Source organism: Pararhodobacter aggregans (assembly GCF_003075525.1).
Taxonomy (GTDB): domain Bacteria; phylum Pseudomonadota; class Alphaproteobacteria; order Rhodobacterales; family Rhodobacteraceae; genus Pararhodobacter; species Pararhodobacter aggregans.
The window spans coordinates 114586-133489 of record NZ_QDDR01000011.1; the positions used below are offsets into that span (position 1 = coordinate 114586).

Sequence of the window (18904 nt, forward strand, 5' to 3'; positions counted from 1 at the left end):
CCCCCCGTCGCCTCAACGGTGGAACTTGCGGAAATCAGGCTTGCGCTTTTCCTTGAAGGCGATGCCGCCTTCCTTGCTCTCGTCGGTGTCGTAATAGAGCGAGAGCCCCAGCATCCCCAGCCCGGCGATGCCGCGCTGATGCTCGGTGTCCATGTTGAAGCTGCGCTTGGCCAAGGCGATGGCGGTCGGCGATTTCTCCATGATCTCGGCGCACCATTTCTCGACTTCGGCGTCGAGTTGGTCATCCGGCACCACGGCGTTGACGAGCCCCATGGCCAAAGCCTCGGGGGCCTTGTAGCGGCGGCAGAGATACCAGATCTCGCGCGCCTTCTTCTCGCCCACCACCCGGGCGAGGAAGGCCGTGCCATAGCCCGGATCGACCGAGCCGACCTTGGGCCCGACCTGCCCGAATTGCGCGCTTTCCCCGGCGATGGTGAAATCGCAGATCGTGCACAGCACATTGCCGCCGCCGATGGCGAAGCCGCGGACCTTGGCGATGACCGGCTTCGGCACGTCGCGGATGATCGTGTGCAGATCCTCCATCGGCAGACCGATGGTGCCGCGCCCGTCGTATTGCCCCTCATGCGCCGATTGGTCGCCGCCGGTGCAGAAGGCCTTGTCGCCCGCGCCGGTCAGCACGATGACGCCCACCGACTTGTCCCAGCCCGCCTTGTTGAAGGCGTGGATCAACTCCTCGCAGGTCTGGCCGCGGAAGGCGTTGTACTTGTCGGGGCGGTTGATGGTGATGGTGGCCGCGCCATCCTTCACCGAATAGAGGATGTCCTGATAGTCCATGATCTTATCCATGCATGGTCAGGCCGCCGGAGACGGAAATCACCTGGCCCGTGATGAAGGAAGCCTCGTCCGAGGCGAGAAAGGCGATGGCGCCGGGCAGGTCCTCGGGCTTGCCCAGACGGCCCAGCGGAACGGCGCGGGTGAAGGCCTCGCGCAGCTTTTCCTTGTTGCCGGCGCTGTCCATGAAATTCTCCAGCATGCCGGTCTCGGTCACCCCGGGGCAGACGCAGTTGAAGGTGATGCCATGGCGCGAATGCTCGCGCGCCAGCGTCTTGGAAAAGGCGATCACCCCGGCCTTGCAGGCGGCATAGACGCTTTCGCCCGACGACCCGCCGCGCCCGGCATCCGAGGCGATGGAGACGACACGGCCCGATTTGCGCCCGACCATCTTCGTCAGCACCGGATGGGTGATGTTCAGCACCGCGCGCAGGTTGATGTCGATGATCTTCGACCAGAAATCGGGGGTGGATTTCAGGAACGGGACAAACAGGTCCCAGCCCGCGTTGTTCACCAGGATCTCGATGGGGCCGAACTCGGCCTCGATCCGCTCGACGGCCTGCTGGCAGGCGGCGAGGTCGGTCAGATCGAAAGCCAGCGCCAGCGCCTCGCCCCCCTGCCCGCGGATGCTGTCCGCCACGGCCTCGGCCGCGCTGTGGTTGATGTCGGCGACGACGAGTTTCGCGCCATCCTCGGCGAAGCGCAGGCAGGTGGCCGAGCCGATCCCCCCGCCGCCGCCGGTTACGACAACAACTTTCCCTTTCAGACCCTTCACGGCGATCTCTCCTGTTCGCGAAGTCAGTGGCGCAGGCCCGGATCCGCGCCTGCCCGCTCGTTGCGCGGCACGCAAAGCCGGTGAAACCGGTGCGAATCCCTCCCTGTCCTCGGGGTCCATGGTTAGGGGAGGGCTGATTTTATGTCAACTACTTTACATATAATCCCGCAAGTCACGAGGCACGACGACGCCTTGACGTTGCGATGCAGCGCGGGGATAGTGGGAAAATGAAGCAAGACATTGACCAATCCGGCTCGTTGACTGCGGATCTGCAGAACCGTCTCGCGTTCCGGCTCTATCAATGCGCCAACCAGCTGAACAAGACCGGCACCCGCTGGCTGGACCGCCATGACGTGACCACCCAGCAATGGGCGGTGCTGGGCGCACTGGTGCGCGAACGCTGGGTCAACGGCATTGCCGTGCGGGATCTGGCGAAGCTGCTGATGGTCAGCCGCCAGAACCTGACCGGCGTGCTGTCGCGGCTGGAAGCGCGGGGCTGGATCGAGCGGGTGGTCGACGTGAACGACAACCGCTCGCGGCTCATCAAGCTGACGCCGGTCGGCTGGCAGCGCTGGGCCGACATGCAGGAGGACATCGCCTCGTTCTACAAGGAATCCATGGGGAACCTGTCGAACAACGACATGATCCACATGCTGCATTACCTCGACATCCTGCGCGAGAATTTCCGCGCCATCGACGAGGCGCAGGGCGGCGAGGAATAGACCCGCCGCCCCGCCCCGGTTCAGCCCGCGTAGCCCGGGCGCGGCACCATGCCCATCAGCGCCTGTGACAGGCCCCCGTCCACCACGATCTCCTGCCCGGTGACATAGGCGGCGCGGGGCGAGGCGAGGAAGAGCACGGCCTCGGCCATGTCGAGGGGCGTGCCGATCCGGCGCAGCGGCACCACGGCCTCGCGCCGGGATTTCACCGCGGGGTCGTCGTAGAAGCGCTGCGACAGCGGCGTCAGCACCAGCCCGGGGCTGACCACGTTCGAGCGGATCCCCTCGGGCCCCAGCTCAAAGGCCAGTTGCCGCGACAGCATCGCCATCGCCGCCTTGCCGGGGCTGTAGGCGCCGGAAAAGGGCTGCGGGTTGCTGGCCGAGATCGAGGCGACATGCACCAATGCCCCGCCGCCCCGCGCCCGCATCTGCGGCACCAGCGCTTGCACCATACGCAGGGCGCCGGTCAGGTTGATGTCCAGCATCGCCTGCCAATCGGCGATGGGCACGCTCTCCAGCCCGCCGGGCTTGAGGATGCCCGCGTTGTTGACGAGGATATCAGCGCCGCCGTGGCGCTGGGCGATGGCCGCCGCCGCCGCCGCGACCGCCGCGGCGTCGCCTAGATCGCAGGCGATCCCCTCGGGGTCGCTGGCGCTGCGGTCGACGGGAATGGCGATGGCGCCCGCCTCGCGGAAGGCCTGAACACAGGCCATGCCGATCCCGCCCGAGCCGCCGGTGATAACCGCGACCTTGCCCTGAAGTCCCAGCCATTCCATCTCAGGCCACCCCGGCGATATGGCGGGCGGTGACATAACCGAAGGTCATGGCAGGCCCCAGCGTGATCCCGGCGCCGGGGTAATTCCCCCCCATGACCGAGGCGCGGTCGTTGCCCACGGCATAGAGCCCCGGGATCGGCTGGCCCGACATATCCAGCACCTGCCCCTTCGGCGTGCACTCCAGCCCGTCGAAGGTGCCGAGATCGCCCATCACCATCTTCACGGCATAGAACGGCCCCTGCCGGATCGGCGCCACGCAGGGGTTGGGCTTGTGCTCGGGATCGGCGAGGTAGCGGTTGAAGGCGGTGGAGCCCCGGTGGAATTCCGGGTCCTCGCCGCGGTCGGCACCCGCGTTGAAGCGGCTCACCGTCGCCTCGAAAGCGGCCGGGTCGATGCCGCAGGCCCGGGCCAGTTCGCCCAACGTGCGGCCCGATTTCAGATAGCCGTTCCTGAGGAAACGCCCGATCGGCATCGGCGCCGGTTTCACGAAACCGAGCCCGTATTTGCGCAAGGCGTCGCGGTCGGCGATCAGCCAGCAGGCGGTCTCGGCCTGACCGGCGCAGGCGGCGATCATCGCCGCGCCCACGTCGTGGTAGCTGTTGCTTTCATTGGTGAAGCGCTTGCCATTGGCCAGAACCGCGATGATCCCCGGCTTGTAGCGGTCGATCAGATGCGGGAAGGGCGCGTGCTTGCCGCCGCCCAGGGGCACCTGCGACACCGGGATCCAGGCCGAGGTGGCGGGCAGCCGCGTCTCGAAACGGGCGCCTGCGCCCTGCCCCAAAGTGATGCCATCGCCGGTGTTGTCCTCGGGCACCGGGGACAGGTGCTCGCCCCCCTGCCGCAGATGCGGATAGGCCGCACGGATCCGCGTGAGGTCCTGCGCGAAGCCGCCCGCGGCCAGCACCACGCCCTTGCGCGCCGTCACCGTGACGGGGCCTTGCGGCGTGGCGACCTCGGCCCCCGTCACGCCCTGTGCCCCGTGGATCAGGCGCAGGGCGGGGGTGTCGGTGTGGATCTCGACGCCAAGATCGAAGCAGCTTTTCGCCAGCCGCGCCGCCAGCGCATTGCCCGAGGTCACGTTGACGCCCCGCCCGTAGCGCGCCAGTTCGACGAAATGCGCGGCGAGGCGTTTGGCGACATAGACGAAGGACCGCGCCGATTTCGTCGCGTTGAAGAAGTGTTTGATGTCGGCGTTCGAGGAATTGAACATCATCCCCATGAAGGTGATGGTCTTGAGCGGCGGGCGCAGCCGTTTCAGGTTCGCGCCCAGCGCCGAGGCGTTGAACGGCGCGGCGAGGACCGAGCGGCCGACCTCGACGCCGCCCGGCGCGTCGGGGTGGTAATCGGGATAGAGCGTCGGCACGAAGGCCACCGCCGTCTCGCGCTCGAAGAAATCCAGCATCTTCGGCGCCTGATCGAGGTACAGCTCGACCGCGTCCTCATCGTAGAAATTGCCGGTTTCGGATTTCATGTAGGTCCGCGCGGCCTCGCGGGTGCTGGGGTCACGCGGATTGCCGGGGATCCACAGCACGCCGCCGGAAAAGGCCGTCGTGCCGCCGAAGACCGGCGCCTTCTCGATGATCGTGACCTTGAGACCCAGCTTGGCCGCGGTAATGGCCGTGGCCATCCCCCCGGCGCCCGCGCCCACCACCAGGACGTCGCATTCGCGCTCCATGCCCTCTCCTCCGAAGCAGATTTCGGTCAAGGAACACCACGATCCGTCCAAGGACAGAATGGACGGAAATCGGCATTTATTGCACGATGCACCAAAGCCCCGAGGGAGGAGGCAAAGCGATGGACTGGACCGGCACCGGGATACCGAGTTGTTTTCTTTACGGAGATTCCGCGCCCGATGTGGAAATGGATTTCCTGCATATCGAGAGGATCCCCGAACGCAGCGGGCGTCACGATTGGACGATTCCGCCGCATATCCACCCCGACCATGTGCAGATCCTGCTGGTCGAGAACGGCGGCGGCACTCTCAGGGTCGAGGGCGAGGATTACCCGGTGCCCCGGGGCTCGCTGGTCGTGGTCCCGGCCGGGCTGGTGCATGAATTCCACTTCGTGCCGCGCACCGACGGGGTGGTGATCAACGCCGCCATGCCCTTCATCGCCCGGCTGACGCAGGAAATGGTGGATGTGGCGCAGGCGCTGACCCAGCCCGCGGTCTACGGGCTGGAGACGCCGCCCGGGGCGCTGGACCATGCGGCGACGCTTTTTCACAGCCTGCTCGAGGAATACGTCCTGTCGGTGCCCGGCCGGGTGCGGGCCATCGAGGGCTATCTGCAACTGATCCTGATAACCGCCATGCGCCGCCACCGCGCGGCCCAGCCCGACATGCGGCCCCTGGCGCAGGACCGCGATTACGCGCTGCTCTGCCGCTATCGCAATGCGCTGGAACAGAATTTCCGTCATCAGAAGTCGATGGAATTCTACGCGGCCGATCTGGGCGTCACCGTGCAGCGCCTGACCCAGGCCTGCCGGGCGCGGACCGGGCGCACGGCGTCCGAACTCCTGCACGAGCGGCTGGTGGTCGAGGCCAAGCGCCACCTCGTCTACATGGCGCGCAGCGTGGCCGAAGTCGGGTATGAGCTGGGGTTCGAGGATCCGGCCTATTTCAGCCGCTTCTTCTCGCGTCGGGTCGGGATGGCGCCGGGCGAGTACCGCCGCTGTCGTCAGGACGAGAAAGCACAAGAAATCACCGCCTGAGTCCCTGTCGCTTGGGGCGCTCCCGTGCAGACTGCCGCCCGCAACGGAAGGGGGGACACGATGATCTTCGAATGGCGCAGCTATGATCTGAGTGTCGGCAAGGCGCCCGAATACCTGAGTCTTTTCAGCCGCGAGGGGGTGCAGCATGCCACCCGGCACCTGCCGATGGGCGGCTATTGGCTGGCGGAATCGGGGCCCCTGAACCGCATTCATCATCTGTGGATCTACGACTCGCTGGCCGAGCGCGACGCCTGCCGCGCCGGTCTGGCGCAGGAAACCGGCTGGGTGGAGGGCTTCATGCCGCGCGGTTTCCCCCTGATCGAGCGGCAGGAAAACCGGCTGATGCGGCTGGAGCGCGGCTCTGACGCTTTGGAGAGGGTGGCGGCGGGGCGGCTTCGAACGCATCCGGCGCTGGCCGCCGACGCGCCCCTCTTCGCGCCGGGGTTCATGAGCCTGACCCTCGGCGCCGCGCCCGAGGGGGCGCTGGCGGTCTGGCGGGTCGAGCAGGGCGAAAACCCGGGCGAGATCCTGGCGCTGAGCCCCGGCACCCCGCCCGCCCCCGACGGTGCCCGCGCGCATCAACTGCTGCGCGCGCTCGGCGTCTCGCCCCTCAGCTAGCCTCGCCCGCCGCGCCGAAGGCCATCCAGCCCGCATCGACCGACAGCGTCGCCCCGGTGATGGCCGAGGCGGCGGGCGACAGCAGGAAGGCCACCGCCGAAGCGATTTCGGCCGGTTCGATCAGGCGACCCATCGGGCAGCGCCTTTCAATGGTGCCGGGGTCGAGCAACCCGTCGGCGATCAGCTTGGCGACCAGTTCCGTGCGGACATAGCCGGGCGCCACGGCGTTGACCCGGATCCCCTGCCCCGCCCATTCGCAGGCCAGCGACCGGGTCAGCGCCACGATCCCGGCCTTGGCCGCGCCATAGCCGTTGCGCCGGGCAAGGCCGGTCAGCGCGGCGATCGAGGCCATGTTGACCATGGCCCCGCCGCCCGTCATGGCCCGCGCCGCCTCGCGCGCGACGAGGAAGGCGCCGGTCAGGTTCACCTCGACCAGCTTGCGGAAATGGGCGCCGCTCTGGTCCAGCGTCGGCAGGTTGGCGTCACCGATGCCCGCGTTGTTGACCAGCGCGGTGACGGGGCCCAGCGCGGCGACCCGGGCCAGCGTGGCTGTGACGCCCGCCTCGTCCGTCACGTCGCAGGCAAGTCCCAGATGGCCGGGGCCCAGCACCTCGGCCCGGGCCGCGGCCTTGGCCCCGTCGAGGTCAAGGAGCGCCAGACGATACCCGGCGGCGGCAAGGGTCCGGGCGCAGGCCCAGCCGATCCCCTCGGCCCCGCCGGTGATGATCGCGGTTCCGCTCATGTCAGTTCATCAGGTTGGGCAGCAGCAGGATCAGGTCCGGGAAGGCCACGATCACGCCGATAATCACGATCTCGCCCAGCAGGAACGGCGCCACGCCCTTGAAGACGCTCTCCAGCGGGATGTCCGGACGGATGCCGTTGACCACATAGCAATTGAGGCCCACGGGTGGCGTGACCACGCCCACCTCGATCAGCTTGACCAGCAGGATCCCGAACCACACCGGGTCATAGCCCAGCGCCACGATGGAGGGGAAGACGACCGGCAGGGTCAGCAGCATCATGCCCAGCCCGTCCAGGATCATCCCCAGCAGCAGATACATGACGATGATCGCCGCGAGGATCACCCAGCGCGGCACGTCCAGATGCGTGACGCTGTCCGCGACCGAGGCGGGCAGCCCGGTAAAGGCGAGGAAGCGCACGAAGACCATGACGCCCCAGATCACCATGAAGATCATCGCGGTGGTCTGCACGGTGTCGAGCAGGCCGTGGCCGAATTCCTTCAGCTTCATGCGCTTGCGCATGGCCATCAGCAGGATGATCGCCGTCGCCACGCCCGCCGATTCCGTGGGCGTCATCCAGCCCATGTAGATGCCGACGAGGATGACGCCGACCACCGAGAAAACACCTGCGACCTGTGGCAGGGCGCGGATCTTCTCGATCATCGGGACGGCGGGCTCGATCGGGGCCAGCCCCGGGCGCAGCTTGACCACCACGGTGATGACGATCAGATAGACGACGACCGACAGGATGCCCGGCAGGAAGCCCGCCAGCAGCAATTGCGCGACCGAGGTCTCGACGATGATGCCGTAGATGACCAGCAGCGCCGAGGGCGGGATCAGCGCGGCGAGCGTGCCGCCCACCGCCACCACGCCCGCGGCGAAGGCGCGGTCGTAGCCGCGTTTCTCCATCTCGGGCAGCGCGAGGCGGGTGAAGACGGCGGTCGAGGCGGTCGAGGCGCCCGAAACGGCGGCGAAACCGGCCGAGGCGAAGATCGTCGCGGTGGCAAGGCCGCCCGGCGCCCGGCCGACCCATTTGCGCGCCGCGTCATAGGCCGAGGTGGTGATGCCCGCATGCATGGCCAGAAAGCCGATGGCCACGAAGAGGGGCAGCACGCTCAGCGAATAGCTGGCCGAATTGGCGAAGGGGATCATCCCCGCCAGCCCCTCGCCGACCGAGGGGTTGCGGATGTAGCTGATGCCGATGATGCCGACGAAGGCCGAGGCGAAGGCCACCGGCACGCCGAGGATGACCAGAAGCACGAGGGCGGCGATGCCCAGATAGCCGATAGTGACAGGATCCACGGGCTTACCCCTTGTCCGCGTTCAGGGCGGCCGTCGCGGGCCGGGTGATGCCGAAGACCAGCGACGAGGCGCGCGGCCGGGCCAGCAATCGCAGGGATTCGATCAGTTGCAGCACCAGCCGCGCCAGTAGCAGCGACAGCGAGACGGTGACGAAGCTGATGCCGATCCAGGTCGGGATATGAATCTCGGCCGTGTCGGCGCCGCTGCGCCAGGCGCGTTCGAGAAACCCGGTCGAGCCCTGCATCAGCACCCAGACCGCCCAGGCGGCGACGGCATAGGTCAGCACCTCGGCCAGCCAGCGGGGCCGGTTCTCGAGCCGCCCGGTCAGGATGGTCATCCGCACATTGCCGAATTTCGACTGGGTATAGGGGATGCCCCCCGCCGCAGCGATGGCCATCATCTGCGAGACGATATCGATACTGCCCCGGATCGGGTGGTTGAAGGCCGAGCGCCCGACGACCTCGGCGCAGACGACGACCATGAGGCCCATGATGACCAGGCCGGCCATCAGGCCGAAACTGCGTTCGATGAACCCCAGGATCTTGTGGATTGCCTCGATCAGCGCTTGCATGCTTGTCTCATTCGCTGGGTCCGGCGGGCCGCGACCGCGCCCGCCGGTTCCGGGTTCGGGTTACTCGGCCGTGGCGGCCGCGGCGGAAGAGAGGATCAGGTCCAGCAGCTCCTGCCCCGGGGCGCCGCGGCTGTTCATGTCCTCGACCCAGGCCTGCCAGCTGGGTTCGACCGCTGCCTGCAGCGCGGCGCGCACGTCATCGGTCATCGGGATCCGCACCAGACCGCGGGCCTCGAAATCGGCCTCGTTCTCGGCATCCACGGTCTCGTAGGCCTCGATCTGCTGGGCGTAGGCCGTCGGGATCGCCTCGTCGATCAGGTCGCGGTATTGCTGCGGCAGTCCGGCATAGGCGTCCTCGTTGGCCGCCAGCACGCAGTTCACCGTGCCGAGGTTCCAGCGGTCGGTGACCCAGGTCGAGAGTTCCTGCAGCGAATAGGCGGTGAAGGCATAGGTATAGGGATAGACGATGGCATCGAGCGCGCCGCGCTCCATCGAACTGTAGAGATCGGGCGCCGGGATCGTCGTCGAGACCGCGCCCAGCGCCTGCATCAGCGCCGCATGCCCGCCCGAGGCGTTGATCCTGAGGCCCGACCAGGCGGCCAGATCGGCGGGCGGGGTGCCGCGGCCCATGACCTCGTAATTGGGCATCAGCACGGACATCACCGGCACCGCGCTCCAGCCCGCCCATTCCGCGGCGACGGCCGGGTGGCGCAGGTATTCGGCATAGGTGCGGTACTGGCTTTCCAGCGTCGGCAGCGGCAGCATCGCCAGGTTCAGGCCGGTCGAGATCGGCAGCTTGCCGGGGTGGTAGAACGAGCAGACGGTCGCCATCTCGAAAGCGCCGATCTGCAGGCCGTCGATGTTCTCGGTCGGGTCGGACAGCACCGCGCCGTATTGCAGCGACAGCTGGAAATTGCCGTCGGTCTTCTCCGACAGATAGGCGGCCAGCGCCTCGACCCCTTCGGTGAAGCCCCGGCGGTTGCCCCAGAGCGAGACCTGCCAGGTGATCGCCGGGCCGTCGACCTCGGCGGCGCGGGCGGGGCCCGCGACCGGAAGCGTCAGGCCGCTCAGCATCAGGGCCCCAAGGGCAATGGGGGTGCTCAATACGCGCATCGTCATGTTTTCCTCCCGTGACGTGGTTGTTTGGGCCGGGCGCGGGCTGCGCTCAGCGATGGGTGAAGGCGGGTTTGCGTTTCTCGGCGAAAGCGTTCATGCCCTCGCGCCGGTCGTCGGTGGCGAAGGTCGCGTAAAGGAGGCGGCGCTCCAGATAGATCCCCTCGCTCAGATGCGTCTCATGCGCGTGGTTCACCGCTTCCTTGGCCAGCATCAGGATCGGCCGCGAGCGGGCGGCGATGTCCCCCGCCAGCGCCACGGCGGCCTCCAGATAGGCGTCGAGCGGCAGGACCCGGCTGACGAGGCCCCGGGCCAGCGCCTCGTCGGCGGTCATGACCCGGCCGGACAGGATCATGTCCATGGCGACGGCCTTGCCGACGATCCGGGTCAGCCGCTGCGTGCCGCCCGCGCCGGGGATCACGCCGACGGCGGTTTCCGGCAGGCTGAAGCGCGCGGTCTCCGAAGCGATCACGATGTCGCACATCAAGGCCAGCTCGCAGCCGCCCCCCGCCGCATGGCCCGAGACCGCGGCGATGATCGGCTTGCGGCAGCGGGCGGGGCCCTCCCAGCTGCGGGTGATGAGTTGTTCGGCGTAGACCTCGGCGAAGGTCTTGTCCTTCAGCTCTTTCAGATCGGCCCCGGCGGCGAAGGCGCGGTCATCGCCCGTCAGGACGATGGCGCCGATGGAATCGTCCGCGTCGAAGGCCGCCAGCGCCGCCGACATCTCGGTCGTCAGCGCCAGATTCAGCGCGTTCAGCGCCTGCGGCCGGTTCAGCCGGACGATGCCGACCGCGCCCCGGGTCTCGGTCAGGATGGACGAATGGGTCATGCGATCTCCGTGTTCCCTGCCGCGATCCCGATGATCGCGGGACGTGAAACGAGGATCCCGCCACGCCGGGCAGAGGCCCGCCGCCGCGCCCCTTTGGGGGCGAGCGGGACACCCCCCTCGGAAGCCAAGCCTCCGGGGGTGCGGGCACGCAGGACGGCCGCCGTCATGAGATTCTCCTCCACCTCGCAACTATGTAAACACGTTAACACAGTTACAGCAAGCCCCACGCGATCCGCGCTTCACTCAGCCTGCATTCCCCGGGAACATTACTGCAAATCACGGGAGAAAGCTGTGCACCTAGCGTGAGTTCTCTTGCACTTTGGCCGCGAGATTCAGCTTGCGCCAAGTGTCTAAAATGACAATATATTGCCTTTAAATTTGCGCAAGGGAGAGCTTCCATGAGTCTCGACAAGGACATCCGCGACCAGTTGGTCGCCACCATTCGCCGCTTTGTCGATGAACGGCTGATCCCCGCGGAAAGCACCGTGGCCGAGAGCGATGCCATGCCCGGGGCTCTGGTGGACGCGATGCGCGAGCTTGGCCTTTTCGGCCTCTCCATCGCCGAGGAATACGGCGGCCTCGGCCTGACGATGGAGGAAGAGGCGCTGGTCATCCTGGAACTGGGCCGCGCCGCGCCCGCCTTCCGCTCGATGATCGCCACCAATGTCGGCATCGGCAGCCAGGGCATCGCGCTGGACGGCACGCCCGAGCAGAAGGCGCGCTACCTGCCCCGGCTGGCCAGCGGCTCGCTGATCGGCTCCTTCGCGCTGACCGAGCCCGAGGTCGGCTCGGACGCGGGATCGGTGCGCACCAGCGCCCGGAAGGACGGCGAGCATTACGTGCTGAACGGCACCAAGCGCTTCATCACCAATGCGCCGGTTGCCGGGCTCTTCACCGTCATGGCCCGCACCGATCCGGCGCAGAAGGGGGCGCGCGGCGTCTCGGCCTTCGCGGTCGAGGCGGGGATTCCGGGTCTGTCAATCGGCAAGCCCGAGCACAAGATGGGCCAGCAGGGCGCGCATGTCGCCGATGTGGTGTTTCAGGACTGCCGGATCCCGGCCTCGGCGCTGATCGGCGGGGTCGAGGGGATGGGCTTCAAGACAGCGATGAAGGTGCTGGACAAGGGCCGCCTGCACATCGCCGCCGCCTGCACCGGGCTGGCCGAACGGATCATCGACGACATGGTGGATTACGCCACGGGGCGGCAGCAGTTCGGCCGTCCGATCAGCGAGTTCCAGCTGTTGCAGGCGATGTTCGCCGACAGTCACGCCGAAGCCTATGCGGCCCGGTCCATGGTGCTGGATGCCGCCCGGCGCCGGGATGCGGGCGAGGATGTGAGCGTCGAGGCGGCCAGCGCCAAGATGTTCGCCTCGGAAATGGTCGGCCGGGTCGCCGACCGCAATGTGCAGGTCCATGGCGGCAACGGCTATATCCGCGATTACCGGGCCGAGCAGCTGTTCCGCGACGCGCGGCTGTTTCGCATCTACGAGGGGACGACGCAGATCCAGCAGGGCATCATCGCCCGCGAGATGATCCGGCGCCGGGCGGGATAGGCCACCAGAACGGGAAAGGCCGGGGTTTGCGCCCCGGCCTTTCTTGTTTTCCAGAGGGGGCGGTCAGGCCGCCTCGCCCAGGCCCTTCAGCGCGGCCAGCAGCTGGGCCACTTCCTGCTCGGTGTTGTAATGGCACAGCGAGATGCGGATGCAATCGGGCAGGCCCAGCGGGTTCAGCACGTTGCCGCTGTAATGGTCGGCCTTGCGGGTATGGGTGCGGATCCCCTGCTCGTTCAGCATCCGCACCACCTCGGGCGAGGGCTTGCCCTTGACCACGATGGACACCAGCCCCTCGCGCGCCGGGTTGTCGGCGCCCGCCAGGATCGTCACATGCGCCATGTCGCGCAGGCCGGGCAGGTTGCCGATGCCGTTAATCATGCTGTCGGTCAGGTGGGTCTCATACTCGTGGATGGCGCGGCCCGCGGCCTCGATCCGGGCGCGGGGCTCGGTCTCCTGCGAGACCTCGCCACCCAGCCAGTCGAAATAGGCCACCACATCCGAGAGCGTGGCATAGGCGCCGGTGTCGCGGGTGCCGAATTCCCAGCCGGTCGCCGGGGCGTCGATCAGCATGTCATGCGGCATCGCGCTCAGCCTGTCCGAGATCCAGGCCATGCCATACCCATGGCGCGAGAACATCTTGTAGGGCGAGATCACGTAGCCGTCGACGTCATAGGCGGCGAGGTCCATCTGGCCGTGGGCGGCGTGCTGGATGCCGTCGACGACGATCAGGCACTCGGGCGCCACGGCGCGGATCGCCTTGGAGATCGCCGCCACATCCATCCCCATCCCGGTCACGGGCGAGGCATGCAGGATCGTCGCCACCGCCACATCCGGGGTCATCAGCGCGGCGTAATCGGCGGCGGTGACGGTGCCGGTCGCATCGTCATGGGGGACGTTCACATACTCCAGACCGGCAATCTCGGCCCAGCGACGGGCGGCGCTGCGCGAGGCCGGATGCTCGATCGACGAGCCGATGACCTTGCCCCCTTTCGGCGCGTTCACGCAGGCGGTGCGGATCACCCGGAACAGCAGTTCGGTCCCGCTTTCGCCCATGAAGAACTGCCCGGATTGGGCGTTCATCAGCAGCGCCATATCGGCCTTGGCGGCGTTGATCTTGTCGACCAGCGCATGGGCGGCGACGTTGTCACGGCCCTGATTGTCCGGGATCGCGGCGAAGAAGGCCGAGGTCTCGACCACCGATTTCAGGGTCAGCGCCCCCCCGGCATTTTCAAAGAAGATGCGCTCGCCCTGGAAAGGGCAGCTGTCGACATGCGCGAAGCGGTCGCGGATGGCGGAAATCAGGGTCGGGTTGCCGGTGATCATGGCGAATGTCCTGTACTGCGGTGCGCTGGCGGGCCGTCCTCGTCCGAGGAAGGGCGCGGTCGTTGATCGAGGGTGAGCAGGCCGATATCGGGCGACGGCGGCCTGACGGGATGGGAAACCTTGCGGACCCCGCCCAGAGGGCGGAGAGCTTCCGCCTCCCATAGCAATCCCGCAACCGGCTTGATGCGGCGTTTTTCCGGCTTCTGTGTTCAGAAAAACTGTGGATCGGGGCGTGGGTCCGCAGCCAATCTGGCGATCAGGCCCCCCTCGCCCCGCTCAGGCTGCGCCGGTCCAGGCGGCAATGCACGCCCTTCTGACCGTTGACCACCTGGGTGATGCTGAGGTCGGCCAGCATGCTGGCATGGCGATAGGCCTCCCGCCGGGTGAGGCCGGTATGGGCGCAGATCCAGTCCAGCAGGCGCGAGGCCGCCTGCCCGGTGGCCGTGTCGAGGTCGGCGGCGAAACCCATGGTGATGATCGCCTCGCCGATCTCGATTTCCGGGGCCTCGGGCGCGGTGCCTTTCTCCAGTTCGAAGCGGAAGCGGCCGTTCAGCGCGGTTTCCAGCGCCGTGTCGCAGATCTCGCCATCGCCTTGCAGGGCGTGGCCGTCGCCCGCGAGGAACAGCGCGCCGGGCACCTGTACCGGAAAGCTGATCCGCGCGCCCTGACGGAAGGCGCGGTTGTCGACATTGCCGCCGAAGACCCCGGGCGGGACGGAACTCACGCGGCCCTGCGACGGCGTCACGGCGAGGATGCCGAAGAAGGGGGCGAGCGCCACCTCCGGCCCCCAGGGCAGGCGGGCGGTGCCGCGGGCGGCGTCGATCGGCACGACCAGGCTTTCATAGGCGGGCGCGAGGTCGGGGAAGAGGCCGAAGCCGGGTTCAATCGCGCTCCACCCCCAGTCCTGGGCGAAATCCACCGCCTCCACCTCGACAATCAGCCGGTCGCCGGGCTCGGCACCCTCGACATAGACCGGCCCGGTCAGCATATGCGGGCCGAGGTCGGGCTTCTGTGCGGCCATGACCGCGCGGTGGCTGTCCAAGGGCCGATGCGGGCTGCCCTCCCCCGGCAGGTTCCGCGGCCCGCCCGACAGCGTGTCGATGCGCACACTGTCGCCGGGCCGGATGCGCAGCACCGGGGCGGCGGCGGGGTCGAGATGGCCCCAGAGGATCGTCTCGGGCGTGGCGGGCAGATGGTGGAGCATGGCGGATCCCGGAAGCGGCATGAAAAAGGCGGCGCGCCCTTCATGACGCGCCGCCCCGGCGATGGAAAGCCTTGATCCGGCGCGGATCAGAGGGCCGCGCGGGGATCGTGCCGCGCGACGCGCGCCAGCAGGTAATCCACCTCGGCCCGGGCCGGGGCACTCAGCACGCTGCCCGGCTTGCGCTGCGCGGCCGAGGTCAGGATGCCGCGCTTTTGCAGCACATACTTACGCACGGCGAGGCCCACACCCTGCTGCTGTTCATAGCGCATCAGCGGCAGATGCGCGTCGAAGAGGTCATGCGCCGCCTCTCGCTCGCCCGCCGCCGACAGCCGCACGATATCGGCCAGGGCGTCGGTGAAGCCATAGCCGGTCATCGCCCCGTCGGCGCCGCGCTCCATCTCGAAATCGAGGAAGAGCGCGCCGTTGCCGGTCAGGATCGAGACCGGGCGCAGGCTGCCCTCGGACTGGAACCGCCGCAGGGCCGAGATCTTTTCCAGCCCCGGCCAATCCTCGTGCTTGAGCATCACGCAGGACGGATTGGCCTGGATGACGTCGCGCACCACGCCCGGGCTCATCACCACGCTCAGGGTCAGCGGATAATCCTGCAAGACCCAGGGGATATCCCGGCCCACGGCCTCGACCGCCTGGTCGAAATAGCCGCGGATCTGGTCGTCGGTGCGCAGCGCGGGCGTGGGGGCGATCATCACCCCCGCCGCGCCCAGCGCCATCGACTCGCCCGCCAGCCGCCGCATCGCCGCCAGCCCGGGGGCCGAGACGCCGACGACGATGGGCAGCGCCGAGCGTGTCACCACCCGGCGCACGATCTCCAGCGATTCCTCGGCCTCGAGCTTGTTCGCCTCGCCCATGATGCCGAGGATGGTGATCCCGGTCGCCCCGGCCTCGGCATAGAAATCCGTCAGCCGGTCGAGGGAGTCGAGGTCAAGGCGGCCATCGTCGTGAAACGGCGTCGCGGCAATGGCGTAGACGCCCTTGGCGGTGTGATCGAGGCTCAAAACCCGTTCTCCGCCTTCCAGGCGGCGTAGCGCGCCTTGTTCTCGGCGTTGGACGGATAGAGGCCCGGCAGCGGATGGCCCGCCTCGACCTGGCTCATGATCCAGCCTTCCAGCCGCTCCTGTTCGATGCCTTCGGTGACGACCTCATCGACCAGCTTGGCGGGGATCAGCACGGCGCCGTCCTCGTCCACGACGATCAGGTCATCGGGATAGACCGCGACGCCACCGCAGGCGACGGGTTCCTGCCAGTTGACGAAGGTCAGCCCGGCGACCGAGGCCGGGGCGGCGACGCCCGCGCACCAGATCGGCAGCCGGGTGCCGCGCACGCCCGCCACGTCGCGCACCGCGCCATCGGTGACCAGCGCCGCGATGCCGCGCTTCTGCATCCGGGCGCAGAGGATATCGCCGAAGATCCCGGCATCGGTCACGCCCATGGCATCGACCACGGCGATCACGCCCTCGGGCATCGCCTCGATGGCGGCGCGGGTCGAGATGGGCGAGCCCCAGCTTTCCGGCGTCGCCAGATCCTCGCGCGCCGGGACGAAGCGAAGGGTGAAGGCGCGGCCGACGATGCGGGGCTGGCCGGGTTCCAGCGGCATGGCACCGCGCAGATAGACGTTGCGCAGGCCCTTCTTCAGCAGGATCGTGGTCAGGGTGGCGGTGGTGACGGCCTTCAGCTCGGCGATGGCCCGGGCTTCGTCATAGGGAAGGGTCATGGAAATTCTCCTCAGATGCTGGGCACATAGCCACCATCCACGCGGATGGTGCTGCCGGTGATGTAGCCGGCGCGGGCGCTGGCCAGGAAGGCGACCATGTCGCCGTATTCGGAGGGTTCGCCATAGCGCCCGGCCGGGATCGCGGCGAGGCTTTCAGCCTGCACATCGGCCAGAGGACGCCCCTCGCGCTGGGCTTTCTGCTCGTCCAGGAAGCTGATGCGCGGCGTGGCGATGCGCCCGGGCAGGACGATATTGGCGGTGATGCCATCGGCGCCGACCTCACGCGCCAGCGTCTTCGACCAGCCGACCAGCGCGATGCGCAGGGCGTTCGACAGGCCCAGATTGGGGATCGGCGCGATCACGCCCGACGAGGTGGAGGTGATGATCCGGCCCCATTTGCGGGCCTTCATGCCGGGCAGCACGCGGTCGGTGATGGCGATGACCGACAGCACCATGGAGTCGAAGCTGGCCCGCCAGAGCGCCGGATCCTGACCCGAGACGGTGCCGGGACGCGGGCCGCCGGTGTTGTTGACCAGAATCTCGACCGGGCCCCATTCGGCCTCGATCCGGGCGATATTGGGCTCGATGGCACCCGCATCGCCCAGATCCCAGGCCATCGACATCGCCTGCCCGCCGGTGGCGCGCAGCGCCGCGGCATTGGCCTCGGCCGCCTTGGGGTCGATATCGGCCAGCACCACCTTGACGCCCTCGGCCGCCAGCGAGCGGGCGATCGCCCCGCCCAGACCGCCCCCGGCGCCGAGCACCAGCGCCACCTTTCCCGAAATCCCGAAATCCATCTGAGTCGTCCTTTGTCGTGTTAGGCCAGTTTCGCGCAGGAAGCGGCGATCCGGCGGCAGGCCTCCTCGAGCCTTTCGGTCGAGGTGGCGAAAGAGATGCGGAAATAGGGCGCCAGACCGAAGGCCGAGCCCGGCACCACCGCCACGCCGCCGTCTTCCAGCAGCCAGGTGGCGAAATCGGCGTCGGTTGCGATGACCTGCCCGTCCGGCCGCTTGCGCCCGATCATCCCGGCGCAGGAGGGGAACAGGTAGAAGGCCCCGTCCGGCTTGCGGCAGGACAGCCCGTCGATGGCGTTGAAGGCGGCAAGGCAGAGGTCGCGCCGGGTCTGGAAGACCGCGTTGCGCTCGGCCAGAAAATCGAGCGGACCGGTCAGCGCCGCCACCGCCGCCGCCTGACTGACCGAGCTGGGGTTGGTCGTGCTTTGCGATTGCAGCGTCGCCATCGCCTTGATGAGCGGTGCCGGGCCGCCCGCATAGCCGATCCGCCAGCCGGTCATCGCATAGGCCTTGGAGACGCCGTTGCAGGTCAGCGTCCGCTCGGCCAGCCGCGGCTCGACCGCGGCGATGGTGGCGAAATCGAAGCCGTCGTAGCGGATATGCTCGTACATATCGTCGGTCATCACCATGACCTGCGGGGCCTCGAGCAGCACATCGGCCAGCGCCCTGAGCGCCGCCGCGGTATAGCCGGCGCCCGTGGGGTTCGAGGGCGAGTTGAGGATCAGCCAGCGGGTCCGGGGGGTGATCGCCGCGCGCAGGGCGTCGGCGGTCAGCAGGAAATCATCCCCCTCGGGGCAGGCCACGGTGACCGGCACCCCGCCCGCCAGCCGCACCATGTCGGGATAGCTGACCCAATAGGGCGCGGGGATGATGACCTCGTCACCTTCGTCCAGCGTGGCGAAGAGGGCGTTATAGAGCACCTGCTTGCCGCCGGTGCCGACGCTGATCTGCGCGACGTCGTAGCTCAGCCCGTTCTCGCGGGCGAATTTGGCGACGATGGCGGCTTTCAGCTCGGGCGTGCCGTCGACATCGGTGTAGCGGGTCTGCCCGGCCTCGATGGCGCGGGCGGCGGCCTGCCGGATATGCTCGGGCGTGTCGAAATCGGGCTCGCCCTGCGACAGGCCGATGACATCGCGCCCGGCGCGGCGCATCTCGTTGGCCAGCCGGGTGATGGCGATGGTGGGCGAGGGCTGCACCGCGCCCATACGCGCGGCCAGTTTGATCGGCAGTGCCGCCATGGATCGTGATCTCCGAATTGCCGACCGAGGGCACCCGAGCCGCCCGGTTCGCCCCTATGTGACGCAAAGCGGATGTTCAGAAAATAGCAGCATTTTCACATTCAATCTGCAGAAAAACT

19 protein-coding genes are annotated in these 18904 nt (G+C 68.0%); 4 read left to right on the top strand and 15 right to left on the bottom strand.

From position 1 onward, the window contains the following. Positions 1-12 precede the first annotated feature (12 nt). Positions 13-795: a 2-ketocyclohexanecarboxyl-CoA hydrolase gene (badI, locus tag DDE23_RS19075; RefSeq protein WP_107754622.1), complete on the bottom strand. Its 783-nt coding sequence runs from the start codon at positions 793-795 to the stop codon at positions 13-15. Positions 796-799: 4 nt separating this feature from the next. Next, positions 800-1567, bottom strand: a complete 768-nt coding sequence (locus tag DDE23_RS19080; RefSeq protein WP_192883741.1) for an SDR family NAD(P)-dependent oxidoreductase — start codon at positions 1565-1567, stop codon at positions 800-802. Between the two features lie 227 nt (positions 1568-1794). On the opposite strand from DDE23_RS19080, the gene DDE23_RS19085 reads away from it, so the two are divergent. Beyond that, on the top strand, positions 1795-2289 hold the full coding sequence (locus tag DDE23_RS19085) for a MarR family winged helix-turn-helix transcriptional regulator (RefSeq protein ID WP_107754623.1): 495 nt from the start codon (positions 1795-1797) through the stop codon (positions 2287-2289). Between the two features lie 20 nt (positions 2290-2309). Here DDE23_RS19085 and DDE23_RS19090 read toward each other — a convergent pair whose 3' ends face one another. Both DDE23_RS19090 and DDE23_RS19095 read right to left on the bottom strand, forming a co-directional pair. Then, the gene (locus DDE23_RS19090) at positions 2310-3062 is read right to left on the bottom strand and encodes an SDR family NAD(P)-dependent oxidoreductase (RefSeq protein WP_107754624.1); all 753 of its coding nucleotides are present in this window, start codon (positions 3060-3062) and stop codon (positions 2310-2312) included. A gap of 1 nt (position 3063) precedes the next feature. Beyond that, on the bottom strand, positions 3064-4737 hold the full coding sequence (locus tag DDE23_RS19095; protein ID WP_107754625.1) for an FAD-dependent oxidoreductase: 1674 nt from the start codon (positions 4735-4737) through the stop codon (positions 3064-3066). Between the two features lie 119 nt (positions 4738-4856). On the opposite strand from DDE23_RS19095, the gene DDE23_RS19100 reads away from it, so the two are divergent. Together DDE23_RS19100 and DDE23_RS19105 are read left to right on the top strand one after the other, a co-directional pair. Then, a complete protein-coding gene (locus tag DDE23_RS19100) occupies positions 4857-5771 on the top strand; it encodes a helix-turn-helix domain-containing protein (protein ID WP_107754626.1) in 915 nt (304 codons plus the stop codon). A 60-nt stretch (positions 5772-5831) separates the two neighbouring features. Further along, entirely contained in the window at positions 5832-6389 is a 558-nt protein-coding gene (locus tag DDE23_RS19105) for an NIPSNAP family protein (RefSeq protein WP_107754627.1), read from the top strand. On the opposite strand, the gene DDE23_RS19110 is transcribed toward DDE23_RS19105, so the two are convergent. Genes DDE23_RS19110 through DDE23_RS19130 form a run of 5 tightly spaced genes read right to left on the bottom strand, consistent with a single transcriptional unit; the run spans position 6382 to position 10944 of the window. Then, the gene (locus DDE23_RS19110) at positions 6382-7131 is read right to left on the bottom strand and encodes an SDR family oxidoreductase (RefSeq protein ID WP_107754628.1); all 750 of its coding nucleotides are present in this window, start codon (positions 7129-7131) and stop codon (positions 6382-6384) included. The genes DDE23_RS19105 and DDE23_RS19110 overlap by 8 nt on opposite strands. 1 nt (position 7132) lies before the next feature. Beyond that, on the bottom strand, positions 7133-8431 hold the full coding sequence (locus DDE23_RS19115) for a TRAP transporter large permease (protein WP_107754629.1): 1299 nt from the start codon (positions 8429-8431) through the stop codon (positions 7133-7135). Between the two features lie 4 nt (positions 8432-8435). Then, a complete protein-coding gene (locus DDE23_RS19120; RefSeq protein ID WP_107754630.1) occupies positions 8436-9002 on the bottom strand; it encodes a TRAP transporter small permease in 567 nt (188 codons plus the stop codon). A 60-nt stretch (positions 9003-9062) separates the two neighbouring features. Next, positions 9063-10121 carry a type 2 periplasmic-binding domain-containing protein gene (locus DDE23_RS19125; protein ID WP_107754631.1) on the bottom strand — a complete coding sequence of 353 codons (1059 nt, stop codon included), beginning with the start codon at positions 10119-10121 and terminating at the stop codon, positions 9063-9065. A gap of 46 nt (positions 10122-10167) precedes the next feature. Beyond that, complete coding sequence (locus DDE23_RS19130) at positions 10168-10944, bottom strand: enoyl-CoA hydratase-related protein (RefSeq protein WP_107754632.1); 777 nt, start codon at positions 10942-10944, stop codon at positions 10168-10170. Between the two features lie 398 nt (positions 10945-11342). Between DDE23_RS19130 and DDE23_RS19135 the strand changes: the two genes are divergently transcribed. Continuing rightward, positions 11343-12497 (top strand): acyl-CoA dehydrogenase family protein, encoded by a 1155-nt coding sequence (locus DDE23_RS19135; RefSeq protein ID WP_107754633.1) that lies wholly within the window; start codon positions 11343-11345, stop codon positions 12495-12497. A gap of 63 nt (positions 12498-12560) precedes the next feature. On the opposite strand, the gene DDE23_RS19140 is transcribed toward DDE23_RS19135, so the two are convergent. The 6 genes from DDE23_RS19140 to DDE23_RS19165 all read right to left on the bottom strand — a co-directional run bounded on the left by DDE23_RS19140 (position 12561) and on the right by DDE23_RS19165 (position 18785). Continuing rightward, positions 12561-13820, bottom strand: a complete 1260-nt coding sequence (locus DDE23_RS19140; protein ID WP_107754634.1) for an aminotransferase class V-fold PLP-dependent enzyme — start codon at positions 13818-13820, stop codon at positions 12561-12563. A 256-nt stretch (positions 13821-14076) separates the two neighbouring features. Next, positions 14077-15024, bottom strand: coding sequence for an acetamidase/formamidase family protein (locus DDE23_RS19145; RefSeq protein WP_107754635.1), 948 nt, complete (start codon positions 15022-15024; stop codon positions 14077-14079). A gap of 86 nt (positions 15025-15110) precedes the next feature. Next, a complete protein-coding gene (locus tag DDE23_RS19150) occupies positions 15111-16037 on the bottom strand; it encodes a dihydrodipicolinate synthase family protein (RefSeq protein WP_107754636.1) in 927 nt (308 codons plus the stop codon). Then, the gene (locus DDE23_RS19155) at positions 16034-16753 is read right to left on the bottom strand and encodes a ribonuclease activity regulator RraA (protein WP_107754637.1); all 720 of its coding nucleotides are present in this window, start codon (positions 16751-16753) and stop codon (positions 16034-16036) included. Before DDE23_RS19155 ends, DDE23_RS19150 begins: the two co-directional genes overlap by 4 nt. An 11-nt stretch (positions 16754-16764) precedes the next feature. Beyond that, on the bottom strand, positions 16765-17550 hold the full coding sequence (locus tag DDE23_RS19160) for an SDR family oxidoreductase (RefSeq protein ID WP_107754638.1): 786 nt from the start codon (positions 17548-17550) through the stop codon (positions 16765-16767). A gap of 20 nt (positions 17551-17570) precedes the next feature. Beyond that, positions 17571-18785, bottom strand: a complete 1215-nt coding sequence (locus tag DDE23_RS19165; protein ID WP_107754639.1) for a pyridoxal phosphate-dependent aminotransferase — start codon at positions 18783-18785, stop codon at positions 17571-17573. Positions 18786-18904: the final 119 nt, after the last annotated feature.

Bases quoted from the DNA above. Each gene is read 5' to 3' on its own strand.
- badI (WP_107754622.1), bottom strand. From the start codon at position 795: ATGGACTATCAGGACATCCTCTATTCGGTGAAGGATGGCGCGGCCACC.
- DDE23_RS19085 (WP_107754623.1), top strand. From the start codon at position 1,795: ATGAAGCAAGACATTGACCAATCCGGCTCGTTGACTGCGGATCTGCAG.
- DDE23_RS19090 (WP_107754624.1), bottom strand. From the start codon at position 3,062: ATGGAATGGCTGGGACTTCAGGGCAAGGTCGCGGTTATCACCGGCGGC.
- DDE23_RS19095 (WP_107754625.1), bottom strand. From the start codon at position 4,737: ATGGAGCGCGAATGCGACGTCCTGGTGGTGGGCGCGGGCGCCGGGGGG.
- DDE23_RS19100 (WP_107754626.1), top strand. From the start codon at position 4,857: ATGGACTGGACCGGCACCGGGATACCGAGTTGTTTTCTTTACGGAGAT.
- DDE23_RS19105 (WP_107754627.1), top strand. From the start codon at position 5,832: ATGATCTTCGAATGGCGCAGCTATGATCTGAGTGTCGGCAAGGCGCCC.
- DDE23_RS19110 (WP_107754628.1), bottom strand. From the start codon at position 7,131: ATGAGCGGAACCGCGATCATCACCGGCGGGGCCGAGGGGATCGGCTGG.
- DDE23_RS19120 (WP_107754630.1), bottom strand. From the start codon at position 9,002: ATGCAAGCGCTGATCGAGGCAATCCACAAGATCCTGGGGTTCATCGAA.
- DDE23_RS19125 (WP_107754631.1), bottom strand. From the start codon at position 10,121: ATGACGATGCGCGTATTGAGCACCCCCATTGCCCTTGGGGCCCTGATG.
- DDE23_RS19130 (WP_107754632.1), bottom strand. From the start codon at position 10,944: ATGACCCATTCGTCCATCCTGACCGAGACCCGGGGCGCGGTCGGCATC.
- DDE23_RS19135 (WP_107754633.1), top strand. From the start codon at position 11,343: ATGAGTCTCGACAAGGACATCCGCGACCAGTTGGTCGCCACCATTCGC.
- DDE23_RS19140 (WP_107754634.1), bottom strand. From the start codon at position 13,820: ATGATCACCGGCAACCCGACCCTGATTTCCGCCATCCGCGACCGCTTC.
- DDE23_RS19145 (WP_107754635.1), bottom strand. From the start codon at position 15,024: ATGCTCCACCATCTGCCCGCCACGCCCGAGACGATCCTCTGGGGCCAT.
- DDE23_RS19155 (WP_107754637.1), bottom strand. From the start codon at position 16,753: ATGACCCTTCCCTATGACGAAGCCCGGGCCATCGCCGAGCTGAAGGCC.
- DDE23_RS19160 (WP_107754638.1), bottom strand. From the start codon at position 17,550: ATGGATTTCGGGATTTCGGGAAAGGTGGCGCTGGTGCTCGGCGCCGGG.
- DDE23_RS19165 (WP_107754639.1), bottom strand. From the start codon at position 18,785: ATGGCGGCACTGCCGATCAAACTGGCCGCGCGTATGGGCGCGGTGCAG.